General features: G+C 66.4%; 23 protein-coding genes and 2 riboswitches. Of the genes, 9 read left to right on the top strand and 14 right to left on the bottom strand.

Annotated elements, in window-relative coordinates:
* Position 1: 1 nt before the first annotated feature.
* Together glsA and typA are read right to left on the bottom strand one after the other, a co-directional pair.
* Positions 2–1,015 (bottom strand): glutaminase A, encoded by a 1,014-nt coding sequence (gene glsA, locus QFZ46_RS15640; RefSeq protein WP_307363131.1) that lies wholly within the window; start codon positions 1,013–1,015, stop codon positions 2–4.
* A 155-nt stretch (positions 1,016–1,170) separates the two neighbouring features.
* Positions 1,171–3,084, bottom strand: a complete 1,914-nt coding sequence (gene typA, locus QFZ46_RS15635; protein ID WP_307363130.1) for a translational GTPase TypA — start codon at positions 3,082–3,084, stop codon at positions 1,171–1,173.
* A gap of 112 nt (positions 3,085–3,196) precedes the next feature.
* On the opposite strand from typA, the gene QFZ46_RS15630 reads away from it, so the two are divergent.
* The gene (locus QFZ46_RS15630) at positions 3,197–3,988 is read left to right on the top strand and encodes a CPBP family intramembrane glutamic endopeptidase (protein ID WP_307363129.1); all 792 of its coding nucleotides are present in this window, start codon (positions 3,197–3,199) and stop codon (positions 3,986–3,988) included.
* A gap of 67 nt (positions 3,989–4,055) precedes the next feature.
* On the opposite strand, the gene QFZ46_RS15625 is transcribed toward QFZ46_RS15630, so the two are convergent.
* The 9 genes from QFZ46_RS15625 to gcvT form a co-directional block, all read right to left on the bottom strand.
* Positions 4,056–4,373 (bottom strand): TFIIB-type zinc ribbon-containing protein, encoded by a 318-nt coding sequence (locus QFZ46_RS15625; protein WP_307363128.1) that lies wholly within the window; start codon positions 4,371–4,373, stop codon positions 4,056–4,058.
* Between the two features lie 68 nt (positions 4,374–4,441).
* Positions 4,442–4,942, bottom strand: coding sequence for a PH domain-containing protein (locus QFZ46_RS15620; protein WP_307363127.1), 501 nt, complete (start codon positions 4,940–4,942; stop codon positions 4,442–4,444).
* A gap of 65 nt (positions 4,943–5,007) precedes the next feature.
* Positions 5,008–6,678 carry a dipeptide ABC transporter ATP-binding protein gene (locus tag QFZ46_RS15615; RefSeq protein WP_307363126.1) on the bottom strand — a complete coding sequence of 557 codons (1,671 nt, stop codon included), beginning with the start codon at positions 6,676–6,678 and terminating at the stop codon, positions 5,008–5,010.
* Positions 6,675–7,616: an ABC transporter permease gene (locus QFZ46_RS15610; RefSeq protein WP_307363125.1), complete on the bottom strand. Its 942-nt coding sequence runs from the start codon at positions 7,614–7,616 to the stop codon at positions 6,675–6,677. The genes QFZ46_RS15615 and QFZ46_RS15610 overlap by 4 nt, the downstream gene beginning before the upstream one ends.
* Entirely contained in the window at positions 7,606–8,535 is a 930-nt protein-coding gene (locus QFZ46_RS15605) for an ABC transporter permease (protein WP_307363124.1), read from the bottom strand. The genes QFZ46_RS15610 and QFZ46_RS15605 overlap by 11 nt, the downstream gene beginning before the upstream one ends.
* Before the next feature lie 95 nt (positions 8,536–8,630).
* On the bottom strand, positions 8,631–10,277 hold the full coding sequence (locus QFZ46_RS15600; protein WP_307363123.1) for a peptide ABC transporter substrate-binding protein: 1,647 nt from the start codon (positions 10,275–10,277) through the stop codon (positions 8,631–8,633).
* Positions 10,278–10,626: 349 nt separating this feature from the next.
* Complete coding sequence (gene gcvP / locus QFZ46_RS15595; RefSeq protein ID WP_373457679.1) at positions 10,627–13,326, bottom strand: aminomethyl-transferring glycine dehydrogenase; 2,700 nt, start codon at positions 13,324–13,326, stop codon at positions 10,627–10,629.
* A gap of 61 nt (positions 13,327–13,387) precedes the next feature.
* Complete coding sequence (gene gcvH / locus QFZ46_RS15590) at positions 13,388–13,765, bottom strand: glycine cleavage system protein GcvH (RefSeq protein WP_307363122.1); 378 nt, start codon at positions 13,763–13,765, stop codon at positions 13,388–13,390.
* A complete protein-coding gene (gcvT, locus tag QFZ46_RS15585; RefSeq protein ID WP_307363121.1) occupies positions 13,762–14,868 on the bottom strand; it encodes a glycine cleavage system aminomethyltransferase GcvT in 1,107 nt (368 codons plus the stop codon). Before gcvT ends, gcvH begins: the two co-directional genes overlap by 4 nt.
* Positions 14,869–14,922: 54 nt before the next feature.
* Positions 14,923–15,020, bottom strand: a riboswitch (glycine riboswitch).
* Positions 15,021–15,116: riboswitch (glycine riboswitch) on the bottom strand.
* Between the two features lie 139 nt (positions 15,117–15,255).
* On the opposite strand from gcvT, the gene QFZ46_RS15580 reads away from it, so the two are divergent.
* The 5 genes from QFZ46_RS15580 to QFZ46_RS15560 are packed head-to-tail and all read left to right on the top strand — an operon-like array spanning position 15,256 to position 20,779.
* Positions 15,256–15,984 carry an NUDIX hydrolase gene (locus tag QFZ46_RS15580; protein WP_307363120.1) on the top strand — a complete coding sequence of 243 codons (729 nt, stop codon included), beginning with the start codon at positions 15,256–15,258 and terminating at the stop codon, positions 15,982–15,984.
* Positions 15,981–17,291, top strand: a complete 1,311-nt coding sequence (gene nadA, locus QFZ46_RS15575) for a quinolinate synthase NadA (protein WP_307363119.1) — start codon at positions 15,981–15,983, stop codon at positions 17,289–17,291. Before QFZ46_RS15580 ends, nadA begins: the two co-directional genes overlap by 4 nt.
* Positions 17,288–18,772, top strand: coding sequence for an L-aspartate oxidase (gene nadB / locus QFZ46_RS15570; RefSeq protein ID WP_307363118.1), 1,485 nt, complete (start codon positions 17,288–17,290; stop codon positions 18,770–18,772). Before nadA ends, nadB begins: the two co-directional genes overlap by 4 nt.
* On the top strand, positions 18,772–19,623 hold the full coding sequence (nadC, locus tag QFZ46_RS15565; protein WP_307363117.1) for a carboxylating nicotinate-nucleotide diphosphorylase: 852 nt from the start codon (positions 18,772–18,774) through the stop codon (positions 19,621–19,623). Before nadB ends, nadC begins: the two co-directional genes overlap by 1 nt.
* Positions 19,624–19,639: 16 nt before the next feature.
* Entirely contained in the window at positions 19,640–20,779 is a 1,140-nt protein-coding gene (locus tag QFZ46_RS15560; RefSeq protein WP_307363116.1) for a cysteine desulfurase family protein, read from the top strand.
* Here the strand turns inward: QFZ46_RS15560 and QFZ46_RS15555 are convergent.
* On the bottom strand, positions 20,774–21,163 hold the full coding sequence (locus QFZ46_RS15555) for a hypothetical protein (protein ID WP_307363115.1): 390 nt from the start codon (positions 21,161–21,163) through the stop codon (positions 20,774–20,776). The two genes, QFZ46_RS15560 and QFZ46_RS15555, sit on opposite strands and share 6 nt — an antisense overlap.
* A gap of 79 nt (positions 21,164–21,242) precedes the next feature.
* Here QFZ46_RS15555 and QFZ46_RS15550 point away from each other — a divergent pair, with 79 nt between their 5' ends.
* Both QFZ46_RS15550 and QFZ46_RS15545 read left to right on the top strand, forming a co-directional pair.
* On the top strand, positions 21,243–22,190 hold the full coding sequence (locus QFZ46_RS15550) for a glycosyltransferase family 2 protein (protein ID WP_307363114.1): 948 nt from the start codon (positions 21,243–21,245) through the stop codon (positions 22,188–22,190).
* 36 nt (positions 22,191–22,226) lie between these two features.
* On the top strand, positions 22,227–23,000 hold the full coding sequence (locus tag QFZ46_RS15545; RefSeq protein ID WP_307363113.1) for an SDR family NAD(P)-dependent oxidoreductase: 774 nt from the start codon (positions 22,227–22,229) through the stop codon (positions 22,998–23,000).
* 14 nt (positions 23,001–23,014) lie between these two features.
* Here QFZ46_RS15545 and QFZ46_RS15540 read toward each other — a convergent pair whose 3' ends face one another.
* Complete coding sequence (locus QFZ46_RS15540; RefSeq protein ID WP_307364630.1) at positions 23,015–25,066, bottom strand: ABC transporter ATP-binding protein; 2,052 nt, start codon at positions 25,064–25,066, stop codon at positions 23,015–23,017.
* 228 nt (positions 25,067–25,294) lie between these two features.
* Between QFZ46_RS15540 and QFZ46_RS15535 the strand changes: the two genes are divergently transcribed.
* Positions 25,295–26,704, top strand: a complete 1,410-nt coding sequence (locus QFZ46_RS15535) for an MDR family MFS transporter (RefSeq protein ID WP_307364628.1) — start codon at positions 25,295–25,297, stop codon at positions 26,702–26,704.
* Between the two features lie 15 nt (positions 26,705–26,719).
* On the opposite strand, the gene QFZ46_RS15530 is transcribed toward QFZ46_RS15535, so the two are convergent.
* A complete protein-coding gene (locus QFZ46_RS15530; protein WP_307363112.1) occupies positions 26,720–26,848 on the bottom strand; it encodes a hypothetical protein in 129 nt (42 codons plus the stop codon).
* Positions 26,849–26,858 lie beyond the last annotated feature (10 nt).

The following is a 26,858-nucleotide window of genomic DNA, read 5'->3' as shown; positions in this document are numbered from 1 at the left end:
TTCATCCTTCCTCTGCGACGCTGACGCGCGGCGCAGATGCGAACAGGTTGAGTCCGAGCGCCCGCGAGAGGTAGCCGATCGCAAGCTGGGAGCGGACCGAGTTGCCTGCACTGTCGAGCAGCGGCGAGAACGCACCTGCCGCGCCCTTTCCGGGCGACACCGCGACGATCCCGCCGGAGACACCGGACTTGGCCGGGATGCCGATCTCGAAGAGCCACTCGCCAGAGCGCTCGTACAGTCCGGACGCCGCGACGACCGCAAGGGTGTCGCGGCAGACATCGGCTGAGACGACACGCTCCCCCGTGACCGGGTTGACACCGCCATCGGCCAGCGTCGCCCCCATCACAGCGAGGTCATGCGCCGTGACGTTCAGGGCGCACTGGCGCGTGTATATGTCGACGATCGCATCGGAGTCGCCTTCCAGACGGCCATAGCCGCTGAGAAGGCTGCCGAGGCCCTCGTTGCGCTGATTCGTCTCGGACTCCGAGCGGTAGACCTCCTCGTCAAGCGTCAGTTCCCGCCCGGCGAATGCGGACAGCCCCCGGCGAACGCGCTCCCACTTCTCCGCCGACGTGGCACCGGGCATCAGAGCGGTGGTGGCGATCGCTCCGGCGTTGACCATCGGATTCATGGGATGCCCGCCGTTGAGTTCGAGCGCCATCACGGAGTTGAACGGCAGGCCGGTGTTGTTCACCCCGACGATGTCTCGCACGCGTTCATGGCCGTGCTCCTGGATGGCGAGCGCGTAGACGAACATCTTCGAGATCGACTGGATGGAGAACGGATGCGTTGCATCACCGGCATCGTGGACTCCGCCTGCCACATCGACCACGGCAAGTCCGAACAGAGCAGGATCGGCAGCGCCGAGGATCGGGATGTAGCCGGCGACCATGCCCGACTGATCGGCGGCGTGACGACGGTGGGCCTCGTGCACCAGCTCATCGACGCGGTCCCAGCCGGGGAGCGCCCCAGTGGAGACTTCCTGCTCGACCCCGGCAAGATCGGTCGGAATCACCTGGACCTCCTCGCACGTGCTAGTTCTTCGTCATACGGTAGACCCGAATCGCGCTCGCTGTACAGGTGCATGCGCATGTGCGTCGTGCGGCCACACGGGAAAGGGCCCTGCCGTCCCGGTCATCCGGCGGCAGGGCCCTTATCGAGGACTGCTTGTTACGCGTTGGCGTCCTGACGCTTCAGTCGCGAGGCCTCACGGCCGCGGACGGTCGCATCGAGGTTGACCTTGCGGATGCGCACGACCTCAGGAGTGACCTCGACGCATTCGTCATCGCGGGCGAACTCGAGGCTCTCCTCGAGCGTGAGCTGACGCGGCGGGGTCATCGACTCGAACGTGTCGGAGCTCGCTGCACGCATGTTCGTGAGCTTCTTCTCCTTGGTGATGTTCACGTCCATGTCGTCGGCGCGCGAGTTCTCACCGATGACCATGCCCTCGTAGACCTCCTGGGTGGGCTGGACGAAGAACGACATCCGCTCCTGAAGGGCGATCATCGCGAACGGGGTGACGACGCCCTGACGGTCGGCGACGATCGAACCGTTCTGACGCGTGGTGATGTGCCCCGCCCAGGCCTCGTAGCCGTGCGAGATGGCGTTGGCGATGCCGGTGCCGCGCGTCGTGGTGAGGAACTCGGTGCGGAATCCGATCAGGCCGCGGGACGGGACGATGAACTCCATGCGCACCCAGCCGGTGCCGTGGTTGATCATGTTGTCCATGCGCCCCTTGCGAGCTGCCAGCAGCTGCGTGATCGCGCCCAGGTACTCCTCCGGAGCATCGATCGTGAGGTGCTCGAACGGCTCGTGCGTCTTGCCGTCGACCTTCTTCGTGACCACCTGGGGCTTGCCGACGGTGAGCTCGAAGCCCTCGCGGCGCATGTTCTCGACCAGGATGGCAAGGGCCAGCTCGCCGCGGCCCTGAACCTCCCAGGCATCCGGGCGTCCGATGTCGACGACCTTGAGCGAGACGTTGCCGATCAGTTCGCGATCGAGACGGTCCTTCACCATGCGAGCAGTGAGCTTGTGACCCTTGACCTTGCCCATCAGCGGCGACGTGTTCGTGCCGATGGTCATGGAGATCGCCGGGTCATCGACGTGGATCTGCGGGAGCGGACGAACGTCCTCGGGGTCGGCGATCGTCTCGCCGATCGTGATGTCCTCGAAGCCGGCGATGGCGACGATGTCGCCGGGGGCGGCGCTCTCGGCCGGGTACCGCTCAAGGGCGCGGGTCTTCAGCAGCTCGGTGATGCGAGCGTTCTGGTGGGTGCCGTCAGCACGCACCCAGGCGACGGTCTGGCCCTTCTTCAGCGTGCCGTTGAAGACGCGCAGCAGTGCGAGGCGGCCGAGGAAGGGGCTGGAGTCGAGGTTCGTCACCCAGGCCTGCAGCGGTGCTTCGTCGTCGTAGGACGGCGCAGGGATGTGCTCGAGGATCGCACCGAACAGCGGCTCGAGATCGTCGTTGTCCGGAAGCGAGCCGTTGTCGGGGCGGTTGAGCGACGCGGCACCGGCACGACCGGAGGCATAGACGACCGGCACATCGAGCAGTGCGTCGACGTCGAGGTCGGGCACGTCGTCGACCATGTCGGAGGCCAGGCCCAGCAGCAGGTCGTGCGCCTCTTCCTCGACCTCGGCGATGCGCGCGTCAGGGCGATCCGTCTTGTTCACGAGAAGGATGACGGGCAGCTTCGCCTCGAGTGCCTTGCGCAGCACGAAGCGGGTCTGCGGCAGCGGTCCCTCGGAGGCGTCGACGAGCAGCACCACGCCGTCGACCATCGACAGACCTCGCTCGACCTCGCCACCGAAGTCCGCGTGGCCCGGGGTGTCGATCACGTTGATCGTGATGTCCTCGCCCTTGGCGTGCACACCCTTGTAGGTGATCGCGGTGTTCTTCGCGAGGATCGTGATGCCCTTCTCACGCTCGAGATCGTTCGAGTCCATGGCGCGTTCATCCACGTGAGCGTGCTCACCGAAGGAGCCGGTCTGGCGGAGCATGGCATCCACGAGCGTGGTCTTGCCGTGGTCGACGTGCGCGACGATAGCGACATTGCGGAGGTCAGAGCGAAGGGCGTGCGCCATGCAAGATCCTAAGAAGAGGAGGGGAAATGCCGGGATGCCGACGGTCCAGGATATCGCACGCTGGCTGATCGCTCTCTGAGCGCGCATAAGTACGCTCCCGTAGCATCAGGCTGTGCACTCCTCGACGGTCGATTTCAGTCCCGCGCTATCCCGTGCGCGCATCTGGTGGGAGATCGCCATCGTGCTCGCGCTGGGCCTCGGCGAATCCGCCGTCTACTCGGTTGTGCAGCTCGCGTACCGCCTCACCGACTCCACACCGCTCGCCGACCAGACAGCGACCCTGAACCCATCCCGCAGCGATCGCGAGGTCTTCGACCTCATCTACCAGGTGCTCGGGATCGCCTTCTCGATCGTGCCGGTGCTGCTGGTGTGCTTTCTGCTCTGGCAGGCGTCGCGCCCGCACCTGGGCAGACTCGGGCTCGACGGCGCACGCCTGGGTCGCGACACCGGCCACGGCATCCTGCTCGTCGTGGCCATCGGCGTTCCAGGCATTGCGCTCTACCTGGTCGGGCGGATGCTGGGACTCTTCGTAGCCGTGAATCCCGGCAGCCTCGACAACTACTGGTGGACGGTGCCGGTTCTGCTGCTCTCCGCCGCTCGCGCGGCGCTCATGGAAGAGTTCGTGGTGCTGGGCTATCTCTTCGCCCGCCTCAAGCAGCTCGGGTGGGGCATCTGGCCGATCATCATCGCCACCTCAGTGCTGCGCGCGAGCTATCACCTGTATCAGGGGCCAGGCGCGTTCATCGGCAACCTCGCCATGGGACTGCTGTTCGGCTGGCTGTTCGCCCGCACGGGCAGGCTGCTGCCCTTCCTCGTGGCGCACTTCGTGATCGACGCCGCCGCATTCGTCGGCTATCCGTGGGCCGCGGCCACCTTCCCCGCCCTGTTCGGGCTCCCGGGCTGATGCGGTCTCTTGAATCCACGAGACCGCATGCACGCGCGGCGCACAGGGCGGGATGCGAGGGGTGGGGTCAGTCGAAGAGGTCGCTGAGCCAGCTCTCGCGCTTACGTCGCTGGGGGCGCTGACCGCGATCGTCATAACGCTGCTGGTCGTAGCGCGGTTCGTCGTAGCGCGGCTGCTCGTAGCGCGGCTGCTCGAACCCCGGCGGCGCATAGCGCGGGCCATCCGGTTCGCTGCGGGGCGGCTGCGGTGCGGTCACCGAGCGGTCGATGATCTTGTCCAGTTCACCGCGATCGAGCCAGACTCCCCGGCACTGCGGGCAGTAGTCGATCTCGATGCCGCTTCGGTCGCTCATCACCAGGGTCGTGCCATCGGTAGGACATTGCATGTTCCGAGCCAAGCAGCACCGCCTATGAAAACGCTAGGTGCACGGGACGACCGGGCCGCGCGGGCCGATCAGCCGGCGCTGGCGATGAGGATCGAAGCGATCGCCCAGATCACGATCGTCGCCAGGACGATCAGCGCCGGTCCGTCCCACGTCCTTCGGATCGGGCCGGATGCCGCATCGCTCGCCTGCCACTGATCCCGGATGTCGGCGAGAGCGCGCAACCCCGCTGGGGCTTTCGTGTCGTCTTCCGCGCGCATCTTGCTCCGTATCGGCCGTGAATGCGCAGGACCCCCATAACAGGTGACCGTCGTGTCATCATCGAGCGTGAATTCCAGCTGCCAGCGCATGTCGATATCGCGCACGCGGTCCCAGCCGAACGATACGCGACGAAGCATGTTCTGCACGAGGACGCCGTCATCCCGGATGCGCACTGACGAGACGAAGCTGATCTCGTAGACGACCCAGAAGCCCAGAAGCACCCAGGGCGCGAGCAGCAGCGTCTGCGCCCAGCCACCTCTCACGATGGCGTCGCCCAGAAGGAAGAGCGCCAGCAGTACTGCCCCGATCATGATCACCGGGCCTGAGGGCGAACGGAATGTCCGCGCGCCCTCAGGCGAGGAACCTGATTCCACGATCAGTAGCCGCCCAGGGGGATGGACGCACCGGGAATCGCCTCGAGGAGACGTCCTGTGTACTCCTGTTTCGGGTTCGCGAACGTCTCATCGACAGTTCCCTGCTCGACCACTTTCCCTCGCTCCATCACGCAGACGAGGTCGCTGGAGACACGCACCACTGCGAGGTCGTGCGTGATGAAGAGGTACGTCAACCCGAGCTCGGTCTGGAGATCCGCGAGGAGCTTCAAGATCTGCGCCTGCACGAGCACGTCCAGCGCCGAGACCGCCTCGTCGAGCACGACGATGTCCGGTTTGAGGGCAAGCGCCCGTGCGATCGCGACACGCTGACGCTGTCCTCCCGAAAGCTCGCTCGGGTAGCGCGTCGCCAGATCCTGAGGCAGCGAAACCTGGTCGAGCAGCTCTCGCACTCTTTGACGACGTGAAGTCCGATCGCCCACGCCGTGAATCTCGAGCGGCTCCGCGATGGTGTTCTCGAGGTTCCGCAGCGGATCCAGGGATCCGTACGGATCCTGGAACACCGGCTGCATACGACGACGGAGTCCGAAGGACTGTGCCCGGGAGAAGCCCGACACATCCATCCCGTCGATCTCGATCGTCCCCGCGGTGGGATCCTCGAGCTTGAGCACCATCTTCGCCACTGTCGATTTGCCTGACCCGGACTCGCCGACCAGAGCGAGCGTCTTGCCTCGCGGGATCTCGAACGAGACATCGTCGACGGCGCGGAACAGCTCACTGCGGAACCCGCCCTGGCGGATGCGGTAGTCCTTAGTGAGACCGGACACGCGCACCGTCGGCGGTATGCCTGCGAGATCCTCCAGCGTTTCCACCCCGCGGTCCTCTACGACGGCCTGGATTCGCTGCGAAGCCAGGCTCGGCGCCGCGGCGACGAGACGCTTCGTGTACGGATGCTGCGGGTTCTGCAGGATCTCCTTGCTCGGGCCCGACTCGACGATCATGCCGCTCTGCATCACGATCAGGCGCTCGGCGCGTTCCGCCGCCAGCCCCAGGTCGTGGGTGATCAGCAGCACCGAAGTGCCACGATCGCGCGTCAGGCTCGCCATGTGGTCGAGGATGACGCGCTGTACGGTGACGTCGAGCGCGGAGGTCGGCTCATCGGCGATGAGCAGCCGCGGATCCGCCGCCAGTCCGATGCCGATGAGCGCGCGCTGGCGCATCCCACCGGAGAACTGGTGAGGGAATTGACGCAACCGCTTGGCGGCGTCGGCGAGCCCTGCCTGCTGGAGAACCTCGATCGCGCGTGCGCGGACCGCGGCGCGGCCCTGAGCGAGGCCGTTCGCACGAACCGCCTCCTCGACCTGAAAGCCGATGCTCCACACCGGGTTGAGGTTCGACATCGGATCCTGCGGCACGTAGCCGATCTCCCTGCCGCGCAGTCGTTCCATCTCCCGCTCGGAGAGCTTCGTCAACTCCTGCCCGTCCAGGGTGATGCTGCCACCCGTGACGCTCCCTGTTCCGGCGAGCAGCTTGATGATCGCCGTCGCGGCCGTCGACTTGCCCGAGCCGGACTCGCCGACGATGGCGACGGTCTCGCCCGCGGCCACATCGAAACTGATCCCGTGCAGCACCTGTCGTGTACCGCGCTGTGTGTCAAACGCGACCGTGAGGTCTCGAACGCTCAGGAGCGGCGCTGCTGTGAGTGACGCACTCATCGGCGTGCCCTCGCTCTCGGATCGAGAGCGTCTCTGATGAGCTCGCCCAGGAGGATGAACGCGAGCACCGATACGGTGAGCGCGATCGACGGATAGATCAAGGCCATCGGAGCGACACGCAGCGATGGCTGCGCCTGACCGATGTCGTTGCCCCAGGACATGACGTCACTGCCGAGCCCGACGCCGAGGAAGCTCAGCGTCGCCTCTGCGACGATACCGCCGGCAAGCGCCAACGTCGCCAGCACGAGCAGCGGAGCGAAGGCGTTCGGGATGACGTGCGAGAGCAAGGTCCCGAAACGCGACTTGCCCAGCGCAGTCGACGCCATCACGAAGTCGGCCTGTTTGACTCTGAGCACTTCCGCTCGGACGACGCGCGCCGTGGCAGCCCAGGCGAACCCGCCGATCGCGAAAGCGAGGGTGAGGACATTGCGGTACTGCGAGAACACCGTCATCACGACGACTGCCGCGAGGATGTAGGGGATCGAGAAGAAGATGTCGCCGATGCGGGAGAGAACCGCATCGACCCATCCGCCGTAATAGCCGGCCAGTGATCCCATGATCAGCCCGAGAGTGGAGCTGATCAGCGTCGCCAGGAGGCCGACGCTGATCGACGTCCGCGATCCCCAGACGATGCGCGACCAGATGTCGCAACCCTGGAATGTGTATCCCAGGGGATGTCCGGCCGCAGGTCCGGCGTTGGAGTTCGCCAGCTCGCATTGGTTGTTCGGCGGCGTCAGCGTGAAGAGCGTCGGCCACACCGCCATGAGCAGGATGATGAAGGCGATCCCGACCGAGATCCAGAACGATGGGCGCTTGCGAAGGTCACTCCACGCGTCGCGCCACAGGCTCGCGGGCTTGCCCTCGACATGGACTGCGTCGGTCGGCGGCTGTTCTTCCGCGACCGGCGCGACGTAGTGGGCGGGAAGGTTATTTGACATAGCGGATCCTCGGATCGAGCAGCCCGTAGAGCAGATCCACGAGCAGATTGACGAGAACGTAGACGATGACGAACACCGTCACGAAGGAGACGATCGTCGGCCCTTCATGCCTCAACGTCGCCTGGAACAGGGTCTGGCCGACACCTGGGATATTGAAGATGTACTCCGTCACGGTCGCACCGACGAGGAGTACACCGAAGTTGGTCGCAGAGTTCGTGATCACAGGGATCAGCGAGTTGCGCAGCACGTGCACGGGGATCACGCGCTCGCGCGGAAGGCCCTTGCCGTAAGCCGTGCGAACCCAGTCCTGGTTGAGGGTGTCGAGAACCGATCCGCGCATGAGTCGCATGCTCGTCGCGTACAGACTCAGACCGAGCACGATGGCCGGAAGCCACAGATCACCCCAGTCGTTCTGACCGCCGATCGTCGGACGAAACCACCCCAGCTTGATCGCGAGGAAGTACTGCGCGAGGAAGGCGACCACGAAGATCGGCATCGAGAGGAAGACGAGCGACACGATCAGCGACGCGTGATCGAAGAACTTCCCCTTGCGGAGAGCGGAGAGCGTCCCGATGATGATCGCGAGCGTGAACTCGATCGCGATCGCCATGATCGCGAGGCGCCCCGTCACCGGGAGGGTCCGGGCGAGAACCGTGCTCACGGACTGGCCGGAGAAGGTCTGGCCCATGTCGCCTCGGAAGACACCGGTGATGTAGTAGAAGTACTGGACGAGGAAAGGCTCGTCCAGGTGATACTGCGCTCGGATGGTCGCGAGCAGCTGCGGGCTCGGCGGCTTGTCGCCGAAGAGCGCCGCGATCGGGTCGCCCGGCATGAGGAAGACGAGCGCGTAGATGAGCAGCGTGGCACCGAAGAAGACCGGGATCAGCTGCAGGAGTCGCCGCAGGGTATAGGCGAGCATCCTTTACTCCTTTCGTGGAGAGGGAATCAGCCGGAGCGCACGACGCGAGGCGGTGACGTCGTCGCCACCGCCTCGCTGTCGATCACTCCCGGAGCCTACTCGGCCTTCGTGATCTCGTAGTACAGCGGAACAGAGTTCCAGCCGACCGTGACGTTGTCCACGTTCTCGCCGAATCCGCCGATGGAGTTCTGGTACCAGAGCGGGATCACCGGAAGGTCCTTGAACAGGATCTCCTGAACCTTCTGGTACGCCGCGTTGGCGTCAGCCGCGTCGGTCGCCGCAGCGCCCTCGGCCAGCAGCGAGTCCACTTCTTCGTTGGAGTAGTCGCCATCGTTCGACGACGCACCGGTTGCGTACAGCGGGTGCAGGAAGTTGTACACCGCCGGGTAGTCGCCCTGCCATCCGGACCGGTTCGCGGTCTGGATGGTTCGCGCGCCTGCGGCATCACGAGCGTTCACCGCAGCGCGGAGCGTCGCGAGATCGACGTACGGGGCACCGGATGCCTCGATACCGAGCGTGTTCTTCAGGGAGTTAGAGACCGCGTCGACCCAGACCTGGTGTCCGCCGTCGGAGTTGTAAGCGATCTGGAAGGTTCCGGACCACGGCGAGATGGCGTCGGCCTCAGCCCACAGTTCCGCTGCCTTGTCGGGGTCGTATGCGAGAACCTCGGCACCCGGAACGCTGTCGCTCCAGCCGTCGATCACCGGAGTCGTGAAGTCGCTGGCGGGAGTGCGCGTGTCGGCGAAGATCGTCTTGGTGATCTCCTCGCGGTTGATCGCCATCGAGATCGCCTGGCGACGGAGCGCGCCTTCTTCACCGGAGAAGTGAGCAAGCTGTCCACCGATCGTGAACGACTGGAAGATCGCGGCGGGCTGGTTCGTCGCACGCTCACCGAGCTCGTCCTCGAACACGGCAAGCGAGCTCTCCGGGATCTGGTCGATGACGTCGATGTTGCCACCGAGCAGGTCGGCGTAAGCACCGTCCGGAGCGGTATAGAACTTCAGCGTGAGGCCACCGTTCTGCGCGACGCGCTCGCCCTTGTAGTCCTCGTTCTTGACCAGGTCGATCTGGACGTCGTGCTGCCAGGCACCCTCGCTGGCGAGCATGTACGGGCCGTTGCCGATCGGGTTCTCGCCGAACGCATCCATGTCCTCGAACGCGACGTCGGGGAGCGGGTAGAACGCCGAATAACCGAGACGGGTGACGAAGTCGGATGCCACGTCACTGCTCAGGTCGATCGTGAATGTGTAGTCGTCGACCTCGGTCAGGCCGGTGAGCTCGGAATCCGCGTCAGGGTTGAAGCCGACGATGTCGCCGAACCAGGACTGGTTGAGCTGCGCGTTCGAGAGCTGCGCACCGTAGTTCCACGCGTCGATGAAGTTGTGGGCGACGACGTCTTCACCATTGGTGAAGGTGTTGCCTTCCTTCAGCTTGACCGTGACCTTGTTCGGCGCGTCGACTGTGATCTCTTCGGCCATGTCGTTGACGAGAGCACCGTCACCGTCGTAGAAGGCGAGGCCCGCGAAGACGGAGTCGAGGATCTTGCCGCCGTTGACCTCGTTCGTGTTGGTCGGGATCAGCGCGTTCTCCGGCTCGCCGCCGTTCGCCGAGATGATGGCCGACGAGGAGCCCGTCGAGCCTTCGTCACCGGTGTCGGTGCTGCCTCCGGCGCAACCGGCCAGCGCCATGGCGCCGATCGCGAGCAATGCGGCTCCCGTGAGGGCAATCCTGTTTCTTTTCACTTTATGTCCTCCTGTGGACAGTACTGAGACTGCGTGCGCATCGTCGAGCATGCAGGGATAGTTGAGCGTAACCCCCGGTTGCGCTCCGCGAAGCTCTCAGCTAACGAACTGTTACTGAGTGGTGACCATACGTAACTTCCGCGAAACACCGCAAATGATGCGACGAAGCCGCGCTCTACCCTCTGGAAGAACGCGGCTCCATGCGGGCGGACGACATCCGCGTCAGGCGAACGCCTCCACCGGCGGGCACGAGCAGACCAGATTGCGATCGCCATAGGCCTGATCGATCCGACGAACAGGCGGCCAGTACTTCCCTGCGACGAGCGCGGGGACGGGATAGGCGGCATCTTCACGCGAGTAGGCGTGGTTCCACTCCCCCGAGATCAGCGAGACGGCGGTGTGCGGCGCGTGCACGAGCGGGTTGTCCTCTGCGCGGCCAACGAGCGGATGCCACGGCATCCGCCTCATGCTTGATCATGATCATTGCTTCGATGAACCGATCGATCTCGCCGAGGTCCTCCGACTCGGTGGGTTCGACCATCAACGTGCCCGGCACGGGGAACGACATGGTCGGCGCGTGGAAGCCGTAGTCGATCAGCCGCTTGGCGACGTCGTCGACGGTGATGCCGGTGGCCTCCTTCAGCGGACGCAGATCCAGGATGCATTCGTGGGCGACCCGGTCGTTCTCCCCCGTGTACAGCACCGGGAAGTGCTCGCCCAGGCGTGCGGCGATGTAGTTCGCCGACAAGACCGCCGCTGCAGTCGCGTCGCGCAGACCGGAAGCTCCCATCATGCGCACATACGACCATGAGATCGGCAGAATTCCAGCCGATCCGTACGGCGCCGCCGAGACGGGCCCACCGGCGAACTCATATCCGCCGGCATGCACCGCGCGCTGCGCGAGCGGGTGAGAGGGCAGATGCGGCGCGAGGTGCGCCTTGGCCGCCACCGGACCGATGCCTGGTCCACCCCCGCCGTGCGGGATCGCGAACGTCTTGTGCAGGTTGAGGTGCGAGACGTCTCCACCGAGATCGCCGAAGCGGGCGTAGCCGAGCAACGCGTTGAGGTTCGCACCGTCGACGTACACCTGACCCCCGGCGTCGTGCACCGCAGCGGTGACCTCCACGACATCCTGTTCGTACACACCGTGCGTGGAGGGGTATGTGATCATGAGCGCGGCGATCTCGTCGGCATGCGCCGTGATCTTCGCTCGCAGGTCGTCTAGATCGACGTTGCCGAGCTCATCACACGCCACGACGACGACCTTCATGCCCGCGAGCACTGCCGATGCTGCGTTCGTGCCGTGCGCGGACGACGGGATCAGGCACACCGTGCGGTGATCGTCGCCGTTCGCGAGGTGGTAGCCGCGGATCGCGAGGAGTCCGGCGAGCTCACCCTGCGATCCGGCGTTCGGCTGCAGCGAGACCGCGTCGTACCCGGTGACCTCTGCGAGCCAGCTCTCGAGCTGGTCGATCATATCGAGATAACCCTCGACGTCGGATGCCGGTGCGAACGGGTGGATTCCGGCGAACTCCGGCCACGTGATCGAGGCCATCTCGGTCGCGGCGTTGAGCTTCATGGTGCACGAGCCCAGCGGGATCATGCCGCGGTCGAGCGCATAGTCGCGGTCGGCGAGGCTCTTCAGGTACCGCATCATCGCCGTCTCGCTGTGGTGCACGTGGAAGACGGGGTGGGTGAGGTAGTCGTCGGTGCGGTGCAGCGCGTTCGGGATGCGGGCACGCGTGCCGTCGCCGCGTGCGTCGAACACCCGTGCGGGAGCGCCGAACAGCGTGCTGACCGCGGAAAGCTCGGCGAAGGTGGTCGTCTCGTCCACCGCGATGCTGAGAAGATCTGGACCGGCGAGGTGCAGAAGGATGCCAAGTTCATCGTGCGCGCGACGGACGATCTCTGCCGCCTCGCCCGGGACTCGAACCTGAAGCGTGTCGAAGTACGTCTCGTGGACGACTTCGACACCGCGTTCGGCCAGCCAGTCACCCAGTACCGCTGCCTTGGATGCGACGTCTCCGGCGATCTGACGCAGGCCGTCCGGACCGTGATAGACCGCGTACATCGCCGCCATGACGGCGAGGAGCACCTGGGCGGTGCAGATGTTGCTCGTCGCCTTCTCCCGGCGGATGTGCTGCTCGCGCGTCTGCAGCGAGAGTCGATAGGCAGGCTTCCCGTCGGCATCCACCGAGACGCCGACCAGGCGGCCGGGAAGCTGGCGTTCCAGTCCCTGCCGCACTGCCATGTACCCGGCGTGCGGACCACCGAAGCCCATCGGGACGCCGAACCGCTGTGTGGTTCCGACCGCGACGTCGGCGCCGAGTGAACCGGGCGACGAGGTCAACGTCAACGCGAGCAGGTCCGCCGCGACGACCGCGAGGCCGCCGGCGACGTGCGCGGCGTCGATCACTGCGCTCGGGTCCCAGACGCGACCTGACGCTCCCGGGTACTGCACGAGCACGCCGAAGAGTTCATCCGGCAGCGCCTCGCCCCCGGCGAGGTCGCGTTCGACCAGTTCGATCCCCAGCGCAGCGGCACGCGTCTCGAGAATCGCCTTGGTCTGCGGGAACGCGTCGGCGTCGACGACGAACACCTCGGACTTCGCCTTCGACGCACGCCTGGCCAGCAGCATCCCCTCGGCGACCGCCGTGGATTCATCGAGCATCGAGGCGTTCGCCGTCGACAATCCGGTGAGGTCGGCGACCATCGTCTGGAAGTTGATCAGAGCCTCGAGGCGGCCCTGCGAGATCTCCGGCTGATACGGCGTGTATGCCGTGTACCAGGACGGGTTCTCCAGCACGTTGCGCTGGATCACGCTGGGTGTGAGCGTGCCGTAGTAGCCGAGCCCTATCATCGAGCGGTTCACCCGGTTGCGGGATGCGAACGCGCGCAACTCGGCGAGCGCCTCGGCCTCAGTGGCGGCCGGCGGGATGGCCGAAGTCGCGGCGGGTTCGGACAGAATCGATGCCGGCACTGCGCCGCGCATCAGCGTCTCGAGTGACATGGACGGATCGGACGTGTCGACGCCGAGGGCTTCCAGCATCACGCGCTGGGTCTCGGCGGTCGTTCCGATATGACGATCGGAGAAGATGGTCACTGCGGAATCAACCCTCCGTCAGTGCGACGTAGGCCGCGCGATCGAGCAGTCCATCGGCCACGCCGTCCGCGACGGACACCTTGATGAGCCAGCCGCCTTCGAACGGCGCGGCGTTCACCAGCGACGGGTCATCGACCGCGGCGTCGTTGATCTCGACCACCGTGCCGGCAACGGGAGCGAAGAGTTCGCCCACCGACTTGGTCGACTCGATCTCGCCGACCACCGATCCGGCCGTGAGCTCTGTCCCCACCGCAGGCAGCTCGACGAAGACGACGTCGCCGAGCTTCTCTGCTGCGAAGTCCGTGATGCCGATGGTGGCGACACCATCGGCGATGGCGAGCCACTCGTGCTCTTCGGTGTAGGTGAGTTCGTTCAGATCGGTCATTTCGTCCTCCGGTAGAAAGGCAGAGCGGTCACGGTCGCGGGGATCTTCGTGCCCCGCACGTCAAGGAATACGGCAGTTCCCACTTCGGCAGAAGCAGGATCGATGTAGGCCATCGCGATCGGGTGGCCGAGTGTGGGGCTGAGCGCGCCACTGGTGATCTCGCCGAGGGCGGAGCCATCCTCGGCGACCACGGCGTAGCCTGCGCGGCCGGCGCGTTTGCCCTCGGCGACGAGGCCGACGAGCACGCGGGCCTCTTCGCTGGGCGAGACAGCGTCCTTGCCGACGAATGCATCCTTATCGGATGCCACGACCCTGCCCAGCCCGGCCTGCACAGGCTTCGTCGTGAGCGAGAGTTCGTGGCCGTACAGCGGCATGCCGGCTTCGAGGCGCAGCGTGTCGCGAGCGGCGAGACCGGCCGGAACGATGCCGTGCGATTCCCCGGCTGCGAGCACCGCGTCCCACAGCGCAGCGGCGTCTTCGCTACGGACGAGCAGTTCGAAGCCGTCCTCCCCGGTGTAGCCGGTGCGCGCGATGAGCAACGGAGCACCGAGGAAGAAGGCATCCGTCCACGCGTAGTACTTCTGATCGCTCCATCCGATGCCGACCTCGGTGATGCCCTCGATCGCGGCGGCGATCGCCTCCGACGAGGGCCCCTGGACCGCAAGAAGGGCGTAAGCGTCCGAGACGTCCTCCACGGCGACGCCGAAGTCTCCGACCCGATCGCTGAGGGCCGCGCTCACAGCATCCCGATTCCCGGCGTTGGAGATGATCAGATAGCGATCCTCGTCAAGCCGGTAGGCGATGACGTCGTCGATGATGCCGCCGTCTTCGGCAAGCAGCAGCGAGTACTTCGCCTTTCCGACCGCCATCGTCGATAGGCGTCCGGCGAGTGCGTAGTCCAGGAACGCCGCGGCGCCCGTGCCCTCGACAGTGAATTCCGCCATGTGGGAGATGTCGAAGAGCCCGGCGGACTGGCGCACGGCGTGATGTTCGGCGAGGTCTGACGTGTAACGCACCGGCATCTGCCAGCCGCCGAAATCGGTGAAGGACGCGCCGAGCGACTCATGTCGTTCACGCAGCGGGGTGAAGCGGGCCTCAGCCATGGAGTTCTCCCGGATGGATCGGAAGGATGCCGTACGGAATGCACGGTATCCGAGAACTCCCCCTCTGTCATGGGCCTGAGAGTTTCACCCCTCGCTGTGTGCGGGAGGTTTTCACCGTCGGCGGATGCGTGAGCATCACTTTTCAGAGTGGCCTGACCTGCGCGGTACGCGGTACCTGAGAGATTGGCGGGGAGGCGTGCTCCTTCGGTGCCCGGCTGCATTCACCGGGGCTCTCCCGCACGGGTCGTGGGGCCTGTCTTCAGTTATGCAGACAGCTTAGCGTGCAGGCTCCGTCCCGATGCGGCGTTTCTGATCGCGTCATATGACGGTGGCCCGATTGATCTTCGGGTCATCATGACACTAAGATCGTTCCAGGGGGTTAAAGTCATGGTGACCAGAACCAGCGATCAAGAGATCCGCGTCGCAGTGTCGACAGTGATCCTGACGCTGCGTCGCGCGCCCGTCGTCGATCAGCCCTCGCTCGCGCTTCCCCTGGTGCTCCGCACACGAGACCCGTATCAGGGCGACTGGGCACTCCCCGGCGGCTGGCTCGAACCGGACGAGAGCCTCGAAGATGCCGCCGCGCGCACCCTGCACGAGACCACCGGCCTCTCCCCCAGCTACCTTGAGCAGCTCTACGCCTTCGGCGCCGTCGACCGCTCTCCGAGTCGCGTCGTCTCGATCGTGTACTGGGCGCTGCTTCGCTCGGACGAGGTCGACGCGCAGAGCGCCGCGCACGTGGCATCCGGTCTTGCCCCGGAGAACGTGCAGTGGTTCGACGCCGCGGGCTTGCCCTCGTTGGCGTTCGATCACACGCAGATCATCGACTACGCCCTGTGGCGGCTGCGCAACAAGGTCGGCTACAGCCGAGTCGCGCATGGCTTCCTGCCACCGACGTTCACGCTCGCGGATCTGCGCGAGGCATATGAGGCGATCCTCGGCAAGCGCCTGGATCCCGCGAATTTCCGCCGCCAGGTGGAGACGTCCGACACCCTGCTGCCGACAGACGAGTTCCGCACCGGCAGCCACAGACCTGCCCGACTGTACCGATACAACGACGCCGTCGAACTGGCCGATCGTGGCCCGCTCGCCGTCGAGGAGAAGAGGACCCGATGACCCTCCTGCCGTTCCCCCAGCTCACCGACCCGTCCGTCGATCACGCCATTCAGGCGATCGTCGTCGGCGCCTCGACAGATGCCACGTGCAGCACTGACCTCGCCGAGGGGCCGTGGACCTTCGACTCCCGTCCCGGGTACGGACCCGGCTCATCCATGGGCGACGTCATCCCGACCGGCGCTCCACGCCAGGGCGAATTGCCCGTCGAGTACCGCGAGGCCGCCGAGGATGAGCTCGACGAGCGCATTCGCGCAGCCAAAGCGACGCTCGGCGAGCACGTCGTCGTGCTCGGACACTTCTATCAGCGTGAAGAGGTCATCCAGCACGCCGATTACGTGGGCGACTCGTTCCAGCTGGCCAACGCCGCCCTCGAGCGCCCGGAGGCCGAAGCGATCGTGTTCTGCGGCGTGCACTTCATGGCTGAGACCGCCGATCTGCTGTCCCGCCCGGAACAGGCGGTGATCCTTCCGAATCTCGCTGCCGGATGCTCCATGGCCGACATGGCCGACATCGACCAGGTCGAGGACTGCTGGGAGCAGCTCGCCGACGTGCTCGGGCCGCTCGACGCCGCCGACGAGACCGGGCGCGTTCCGGTGATCCCGGTGACGTACATGAACTCCTCCGCCGCGATCAAGGGGTTCGTCGGACGCCACGGCGGCATCGTCTGCACGTCGTCGAACGCCGAGACCGTTCTGGAGTGGGCGTTCGAGCGCGGACACCGGGTGCTGTTCTTCCCCGACCAGCACCTCGGACGCAACACCGCCAAGGCGATGGGCGTGCCCCTGGAGCAGATGCCGATGTGGAACCCGCGACGTCCGTTCGGCGGGTCTTCCGCCGAACAGCTCGTCGATTCGCGAGTCATCCTCTGGCACGGCTTCTGCTCTGTGCACCGCCGATTCACGGTCGATCAGATCGAACAGGCGCGCGCAGAGCACCCCGGCGTGCGGGTGATCGTGCACCCCGAGTGCCCGATGGAGGTGGTCGATGCCGCGGATGAGGCCGGCTCCACCGACTACATCCGCCGCGCGATCGACGGCGCCACACAGCCGACCACGTTCGCGATCGGCACCGAGATCAACTTGGTCAGGCGGCTGGCCGCCCAGTACCCGCAGCACGAGATCTTCTGTCTGGATCCCGTCGTCTGCCCGTGCTCGACGATGTACCGCATCCACCCCGGCTACCTCGCCTGGGTGCTCGAGGAACTGGTCGCCGGGCGCACTCCGAACCGTATCCAGGTCGCGAGCGACGTGGCGGCTCCCGCCCGTGTCGCCCTGGAGCGGATGCTGGCAGCGAAGCCCCGCGCATGAACATCGTCGTCGTCGGATCCGGGATCGCCGGTCTCACCGCGGCGCTGCACGCGTCCGAGGCCGGGCACGCGGTGACGCTGGTGACGAAGAGCATGCTCGGTGACGGCTGCACACCGCTCGCGCAGGGCGGCGTCGCAGGTGTGTACGGACCCGGCGATTCTGCGGTTCGGCACGCCGCCGACACTCTCAGCGCAGGCGCCGGACTCTCGGACCCCGAGGCAGTCGACGTGCTGGTTCGGGACGGTGCGGCACGAATCGCCGAGCTGATCGCGCGCGGGGTCGCCTTCGACCGTGCAGCCGACGGCTCGCTCCTCCTCGGCCGCGAGGCGGCGCACAGCCACGCCCGCATCGTGCATGCCGGCGGCGATGCCACCGGCGCCGAGATCTCCCGTGCCCTGGTCGCCGAGGTGCGACGGGCTCCGATCGAGGTCATCGAGAACGCCTTCCTGATCGACCTCGTCGTCGATCGCGGGTCTGTTCGCGGCATCCGGATGCTGCGCGACGACGCGCTCGCCGACCTCGAATCGGATACCGTGATCCTCGCGACCGGGGGCGCGGGGCAGCTCTACACCCACACCACCAACCCGATCGGCGCGACCGGAGACGGCATCGCTGCGGCACTGCGTGCGGGAGCCGCCGTGGCCGACCTGGAGTTCATGCAGTTTCATCCGACGGTCCTCGCCGCGGGACCGGCATTCCTCATCTCCGAGGCGGTGCGTGGTGAAGGCGCGACGCTGCTCGACGACGAGGGGCGACGGTTCGTGTTCGACAGTCATCCGGACGGCGAACTCGCCCCGCGTGATATCGTCTCCCGCGCGATCGCCAAGCAGGCGGCGCACGGCCGGCCAGTCCTGCTGGATGCGACGATGCTCGGCGCCGATCGGCTCGCCGCGCGGTTCCCCACGATCGACCGTGTCACGCGCGAGCGCGGCTTCGACTGGGCGCACGAGCCCATCCCGGTGACACCGGCCGCGCACTACCTGATGGGCGGGATCATCACGGATCTCGACGGACGCACTTCACTGCCCGGGCTCTTCGCCGTCGGCGAGGTCGCGCGCACAGGTGTGCACGGTGCCAACCGCCTGGCATCGAACTCGCTGCTGGAGGGTGCGGTGTTCGGCGCGCGTGCCGCCGCGGCGCTCGGTGCTTCCGGACGCTTCGACAGGCTCGGCGACCTGATCCCCGAGCCCGAGATTTCGCTCCCTGAGCCTGTCGAAGGATGCGAACCGTTCTCCCGCGCCGCCCTTCAGCGACTGATGTGGGATCAGGTCGGGCTGCTGCGCACTGATGACGGACTCGCCGACGCTCTCGTCACGATTCACTCGTGGCGCACCTCGGCAAGTGCCCCGACCACAGGCGCCGAACATGAAGACGCCAACATCATGCTGCTCGCGGAAGCCACGGCATCTGCCGCGCTTGCTCGCACGGCGTCCGTCGGCGCACACCATCTCACCGCATCCCCCGCCCTGATCGGAGCCTGATGCTCACCGCAGCCACCCTCACCCGTATCGTCGGAGCAGCGCTCGAAGAGGATGCACCGTGGGGCGACCTCACCAGCACGACGCTGCTGCCTGCTGACGCCACCGCGACCGCAGATCTCAGCGCGCGCGAGCACGGCGTGTTCAGCGGCGGCGACGTCTTCACCGCGGCCTTCACCCTGACGGATCCGACCCTCATGATCGACATGCACGTCGGTGAGGGCGATGAGTTCGGCCCCGGCGATGTGCTCGCATCCGTGTCCGGCTCCGCCCGCAGCATCCTCACCGCCGAGCGCGTGGCGCTCAACTTCACGCAGCGGATGAGTGGCATCGCGACGCTGACCGCGCAGTACGTCAAGGCGGTCGAGGGCACCGGCGCGCGCATCGCCGACACCCGCAAGACGACGCCTGGGCTGCGTGCATTCGAACGGCACGCGGTCGTGTCCGGCGGCGGCAGCAATCATCGCTATTCGCTGTCGGATGCTGTGATGGCCAAAGACAATCACCTCGCTGTGCTGCAGCGCTCGGGGGCCGATCTCGCGACGGCGCTGCGCGAGGCCCTGTCGCGCCTGCCGCACACCGCGCATGTCGTGGTCGAGGTGGACCGCCTCGACCAGATCGAGGCTGTGCTCGCCGGTGGTGCGCATACCGTGCTGCTCGACAATTTCTCGCTCGAGGACCTGCGCGCCGGCGTCGCTCTGATCGGCGACCGGGCGACGGTCGAAGCATCCGGGGGTGTGAATCTCGACACCGTGCGGGCCATCGCCCAGACCGGCGTCGACGTCATCTCGGTCGGCGCCCTCACCCACTCGGCGCGCGCACTGGATCTCGGACTGGACGTGCGGATCTCCTGATGCAGGACCTCATCTGATGCTCTATCTCGACCACGCCGCCACATCTCCGGTGCGTCCGGAGGTGCTCGAGGCGATGCGCCCCTATCTGACGGGGGTGTTCGGCAACCCGTCCAGCCATCACACCGCGGGCGAGGCCGCGGCGAGCGCACTGGACGATGCCAGATCGCGGGTCGCCCGCGTGCTGGGCATGCGCACGGGTGACGTCATCTTCACCGCCGGAGGTACGGAGGCCAACAATCTCGCGGTCAAGGGCATCGTGCTCGCAGCCCTCGCGCGTGGCCGCCGCCACCTCGTGACGACGCCCATCGAGCACGAGTCGATCCTCGAGTCCGCAGACTTCCTGCGGCGCTTCCACGACGTCGACGTGACATTGGTTCCCGTCACCGGCGAGGGGCTCGTCAGTGCGGATGCCGTGGCCGAAGCACTGCGCGACGACACGGCGCTCGTCTCGCTCGGCCACGCGAACAACGAGATCGGCACGGTGCAGGATGCCGCGGGCATCGCCGCCGTCACCGCAGGCGGCGACGTGCCGCTGCATCTCGACGCCGTGCAGTCCGCCGGATGGCTGACACTCGCCGGGAATGGTGCCGACGCGATCTCCATCGCCGGGCACAAACTCGGCGCGCCGAAGGGCATCGGAGCGCTGGCGGTGCGCGGTCGGGTTCCCCTCGAGCCGCTGCTGCACGGCGGCGGACAGGAGCGCGGTCGTCGCTCGGGAACCGAGAACGTGGCGGGCGCAGTGGGGCTGGCAGTGGCTCTCGAACTGGCCGAGGCTGAGCGCGAATCGGTCGCCGCTCGTGTCGGCGCGCAGACCGCACGGTTCATCGACGGCGTTCTCGCGGCCGTACCGCAGGCGGCGCTCACCGGGGATCAGGCGAACAGGCTCCCGGGCACGGCGAGCTTCACATTCGCCGGGACGAGTGGCGAGGCGGTCCTGCTTGAACTGGAGCGACGCGGTGTGATCTCCTCCAGCGGCTCTGCGTGCGCAGCCGGCAGCGACGAGCCGTCGCATGTGTTGCTCGCCTGCGGCGTCGCTCCCGAGGTTGCTCAGACCTCGGTGCGCTTCACGTTCGGGCGAGATCCCCTGCCGGACGATGCCCCCGAGCATCTCGCCGCGCTCGTCGCCGCGGCGGTGTCGGCCGTTTCCGGTTCATGACTCCTCACGAACGTCGCCGTTGAGCGACCGCCACAGCGGTCGCGCCGTCGCGACGACGAACACGGCGAACATCGTCTGACTGATCGATCCGAAAGGCGACAGTCCGCCGACGGACGCGAAGACGGTCCAGTTGACCGCGATGTCGACGAGGATGATCGCCGCACCGAGCACGACTCCGGTGCGCCTGTGCAACAGCAGGAGAACGACGACGAGAGGGTCGAGGATAGTGAGCGATACCCAGAAGAGACGGACACCGAGCGGAAACTCCCCGTAGACGCCGAGCCCGCCGAGTGCGAGATCGACGATGTGCGACGTCGTGCCGATGAGGTACCCCAGGATCCACACCGCTCTGATCGCCTGCGAGCCCCTGCTTCGACCGGCCATCTCACCCTTCCCCTGCCATCGGAACGCCCACAGTCTACGAGGGCGCCCGCATGGTCTGACGAGCCATAGAATCGTCCTGATGAGCGCTTCCGACCCGATCGTGACATTGATCGTCCCCGGGCGGGATATCGAAGCGTTCGCCCCAGCCGCGATCGCCTCGCTGCTGACGCAGACCGAGTCGCGCTGGCGAGCAATCCTCATCGATGACGGATCGGCGGATGCCACCGGCGATATCTTCGCGGATGCCGCGGCATCCGACCCGCGATTCACATTCCTCCGCCACGAGGCGTCCCGCGGACTCGGCGCCGCGCGGAACATCGGGCTTGGTCTCGTCGACACCGGGTACCTCGGCTTCCTCGACGGCGACGACGAACTCACGCCCACGGCGCTCGCCCGGCTCACCGGAACGCTCGACGAGACCGGCAGCGATTTCGTCGCCGGAGCGTATGTGCGCTCCCGTCTGCAGGGCGTCGCCTACGTGCCGGGCCGCGTGCAGCCGTGGACGGCCGCCGCAACGGATCCCCAGCGCCTGCGCACGACGATCATCGAGCATCCTCTGGCATCGGCGAACATCGTCGCTTGGTCGAAGGTCAGCCGCACGGATTTCTGGACCGGTCTGCACTTCCCCGAGGGCGTCGCCTATGAAGATCAGATCGTCGCCCAGCAGATGTATACGCGCGCGGCCTCCTTCGACGTGATACCCGACGTCACTGTGCATTGGCGCCTGCGCGCTGACGGCACGTCGCTGTCGCAAGGCAAATCGCAGCTGCCCGTGCTGCGGGACTATCTCGCCGCGCTCCGTGGCGGCATCCGCGTGCTCCACGAGGCGGGAGCCGCGGATGCCGTCACAGCCCGACTCAATCTCATCCTCGCCATGGATCTGCCGCCGCTGCACGAGATCGCCAGCAGCCACCCAGACCCCGCGTACGCCGCAGAGGTGACCGCGTTCCTGAACGAACTGCGCGCACTGCCGGAGTTCTCCGGTGCCCACCCCGATCCCCATCTCGCCGACGCCCTCGCATGGTGAACATGCGGCGCGGCCACTCAGAGAGGCTCTGACCCCGTGACCACTTACCTCCAAGAACTGTTCTCCCTCGAAGGCCGCACTGCTGTGGTCACCGGCGGCAGCTCCGGAATCGGCCGAGGCATCGCGACCGCGCTCGCTCGATCCGGAGCATCCGTAGTCATCGTCGCCCGCGGCAGCGAGCGCATCCATGAGACGGTGAGCGAGTTGCAGGACGCCGGATGCCGCGCCGCCGGGGTCGTCGGAGATCTCAGTACGCGCGAGGGCATCCGCGCCGCCGCCGAAGCAGCTGCAGAGCCGTTCGGTGAACCGGACATCCTGGTGAATTCGGCCGGCATCAACATCCGTCCGCCTTTCGCAGAGATCACCGAAGAGGATTGGGATGCCACGATGACCGTGAATGCGCTGGCGCCGTTCCTGCTCGGACAGCGCTACGCGTCAGGGATGGCCTCCCGCGGCTACGGACGTCTGATCCACATCAGCTCGCAGCAGGCGCACCGCGCGTTCGTCGGCAGCGGCATCTACGGAGCTTCCAAGGGTGCCGTGGAATCGCTCATGCGGTCGGAAGCGGAAGCATGGGGTCCGCACGGAGTGACGAGCAACACGCTCGTGCCCGGGTTCGTGCTCACCCCGCTGAATGCCCGCCTGCAGGAGGATCCGAAGCAGATCGCCGCCCTCGCAGGTCGGACGATGATCGGACGCAACGGTCTGCCCGGCGACTTCGCCGGCGCAGCGGTGTTCCTCGCCGGCGCGGGTTCCGCGTACGTGACCGGCCACTCGCTGTTCGTCGACGGGGGCATGGCCGCGCACTGAGCGCGGCCGCACCACTACCCCTCCGCCGGGTACACCCGCTGATCAGTGCCCGCGCCGTCGAGCAGCGGCACGGGCGAGGTGAGCGCTGCGACGGCATCCGCGCCGGCGGAATCGTCGGGTGCCCGATCGGCACGCCGATTCGCGAACGCCGCCGCGACACCGCCGCCGACCACGCTCTCCACCACGGACTCGGTTTCGAGAACACGGGAAGCCGCGACCTGCTGGGCCGCGAGTTCGGCGTACAGCCCGCCCTGAGCGAGCAGTTCACTGTGCGTGCCGGACTCGACGATCTGGCCTGCTTCGAGCACATGGATGACGTCGGCGCCCATGACAGTCGACAACCGGTGCGCGATGGAGATCGTCGTCCTCCCGCGAGCCGCCTCATCGAGCGCCTCCTGCACGACCCGCTCGGACACCGTGTCGAGCGCCGAGGTCGCCTCGTCGAGCAGCAGCACCGCCGGATCCTTCAGCAGCACGCGCGCGATCGCGATGCGCTGCTTCTCACCGCCGGAGAGCCGGTACCCCCGCTCCCCCACGATCGTGTCGTAGCCGTGCTCGAAACTCGCGATGATGTGGTGGATGTTCGCGGCCGTGCAGGCAGCGATGACTTCCTCTTCCGAGGCATCCGGGCGCGCGTACATGAGGTTGTCGCGGATCGTCGCATGGAAGAGATAGGTCTCCTGCGACACGATGCCGACATTGTCGATGATCGACTCCTGCGTCAGCGTGCGCACATCGGCCCCGGCGAACAGCACCGCACCGCCGTGGGCCTCGTACAGTCGTGGAGCCAGATAGAGGATCGTCGTCTTGCCGGCGCCTGACGGCCCGACGAACGCGACATGCTGGCCCGGCTCCGCGACGAACGAGACGCCCTGAAGGGTCGGACGCGCATCGGGCGCGGCATCCGGGTACCGGAAGACGACCTCGTCGAACTCGACCCGTCCCAGAGGGCCCGGCGCGGCGTCGACGGAGATCGCATCCGCAGCATCCTTGATCTCCGGCACCAGATCGAGGTACTCGAAGATACGCGCGAACAGCGCCTGCGACGTCTGCAGATCGAGCGAGACGCGCATGAGTCCCATCAACGGCTGCAACAACCGTGCCTGCACCGTCGTGAACGCCACCACGGTGCCCGCAGTGATCGCGCCCGCGCCACCGGCGATCAGGTAACCCGATACGAGGTAGATGACCGCGGGCACCGACGCCATCAGCACCTGCACCACCGCGAAGAAGCCCTGACCGCTCATCGCCCGTCGCACCTGCAGTTTCACCTGATTGCTGTTCTCCCGCTGGTAGCGCTGAGATTCGGCGCGCTGGCGATTGAACGACTTCGACAGCAGCATGCCCGAGACGCTCAACGTCTCCTGGGTGATCGAGGTGAGCTCGCTCAGCGACTCCTGCGTCTCGCCGGCGATGCGCGCACGCACCTGGCCGACTTTGCGCTGCACGATGATGAGGAACGGCATGAGCACGATCGCGATGAGTGTGAGACGCCAGTCGATCAGGATCATCGCGACGAGTGAGGCGATCACTGTGACGACATTGCCGAGGATGCTGGTCACGGTGTTCGTGAGCACCCCCGAGACTCCGCCGACGTCGTTCTGCAGGCGGGACTGGATGACGCCGGTCTTGGTGCGGGTGAAGAATCCGAGTTCCATGGCCTGCAGATGCTCGAACAGCCGCACGCGCAGATCACCGGTGACGCTGTTGCCCACGGTCGAGGTGAGCCAGGTCTGGCCGACCCCGAGCACGGCGGAGACCAGGAAGAGCCCGACCATGATCAGAACGAGGCGGATGAGCAGGCCGATCTCAGGGCTGCCGCCGTCGACGGGGAAGAGTGCGTCGTCGAAGATGCGCTGCACGATCAGGGGTGGGATGACTGCGATGCCCGCCCCGATGACGACGAGGATGCCGGTGGCGATGATGCGTCCGAGGTACGGGCGGAACAGACCGACCACGCGTTTCCCGAGCCCGGTGATTCGCGGAGCCTCGGCATTCAGGCGTTTCTGCGCTGCCTCATCCACGCCGCGGAAGCCGCCGCCCCCGCCGCCACGTCCGCCACCCATGCTCATGCGGTCAGCCTATCCCCGAGAAAATCCTCCAGACCGGGAATGCCGGAACGCAGGACTGCGTTACCATGATTCGTTGTCCACGAGTGGGTGCCGCATCTTCGGCTCCGTCGTCGGCCTTCCGCCACCCCCATCCACTGAGGAGACGCTTTGGCCACCACATCCACCGGTTCGGTTCCCACCGTGAAGCCCGTAAAGCCGGAACCGTTCATCCCGCGCTCGGACATGCGCGTCATCTGGCTGCTGCTGGTGGCAGCATTCGTCGCGATCTTGAACGAGACCACGATGGGCATCGCGATTCCGCATCTGAATGCCGATCTGGGTATTCCGCCTGAGCTCGGCCAGTGGCTGACGAGCGCGTTCATGCTCACCATGGCGATCGTGATTCCGACCACGGGCTTCCTGCTGCAGCGTTTCACCACGCGTCAGGTCTTCATCGCCGCGATGACCGCGTTCTCCATCGGCACCTTGGTGTGCCTCATCGCGCCCGGATTCCCGGTCCTGCTGGCCGGCCGCGTCATTCAGGCCGGCGGTACCGGCATCATGATGCCGCTGCTCATGACGACGATGATGAACGTGGTCCCACCCCAGTCGCGCGGTCGGATGATGGGCCGCGTCGGCCTCGTCATCTCCCTCGCGCCCGCCATCGGCCCGACCCTCGCCGGTGCGGTGCTCGAGACGCTGAGCTGGCGGTGGCTGTTCGCGATCATCCTGCCGATCGCGCTCGTCGCGCTCGCCATGGGCGCGAAGTGGATGACGAACCTCGGTGAGACGAAGGATGCTCCAGTCGACGTGCTGTCGATCGTGCTCTCCGCCTTCGGCTTCGGCGGCGTCGTGTACGGCCTCAGCCAGTTCGGCGGCGAAGGCGAGTCGAACGGCGCGACGATCGGTGTGATCGCGCTGGTCGTCGGCGGCATCGCGCTCGGCTTGTTCGTCTGGCGTCAGCTCGTGCTGCAGCGCATCGACGACGCCTTGCTCGACCTCCGGGTCTTCCGCTCCGGCAACTACACGATCGCGGTCATCGTCATGGGCATCCTCGCCCTGTCGATGTTCGGCACTCTCACACTGCTGCCGCAGTACCTGCAGAACGTCGCGGGTCTCGATGCGCTGCAGTCCGGCCTGATCCTGCTCCCCGGTTCGATTCTGATGGGTCTGCTCGGACCGATCATGGGTCGCGTCTACGACGCCCGCGGCACCCGCACGCTGCTCATCCCCGGCACCATCATGGTGTCGGCAGCACTGTTCTTCTACTCGACCGTCGGTGAGCACACCCAGTGGTGGATGCTCGTGATCTCGCAGACTGTCATGTCTGTGGGCCTTGCGATGTCGTTCACACCGCTGTTCTCGGCATCGCTCGGATCTCTGCAGCGCCATCTGTACTCGCACGGCTCCGCAGTGCTGAACACGATCCAGCAGGTCGCCGGCGCTGCCGGTGTCGCGGTGCTGACAGTGACCTACTCGTCGATCCTGCATGCTGGCGAGCACGACGGGCTGTCGACGGCGATCGCCGGTGCGCCCGGTGCGCGCATGGCGTTCCTCATCGCAGCGATCATCTCGCTGGCTGCGGTCGCCCTGAGCGCGTTCATCCGTAAGCCTGCGGATGACGTGGGCGGAGAGTTCCACGGCGGTCACTGACCGCCGTGGGGAGGACTAGCCGGGCAGAGAGCAGGATCCGCCGCAGCAGCTGCCGGCGTTGTCATCACCCAGCAGATTCAGCCCTGCAGAGGTGACGGGAATGTCGACCGCAGCGGTCGATTCCGAGGTCTCGCGAGTAGTCATTGCTCCATGC

This window comes from Microbacterium murale, from assembly GCF_030815955.1.
Lineage (GTDB): Bacteria > Actinomycetota > Actinomycetes > Actinomycetales > Microbacteriaceae > Microbacterium > Microbacterium murale_A.
The sequence above is the reverse complement of the archived record's forward strand: the minus strand, read 5'-3'. Positions and strand labels throughout refer to the sequence as shown.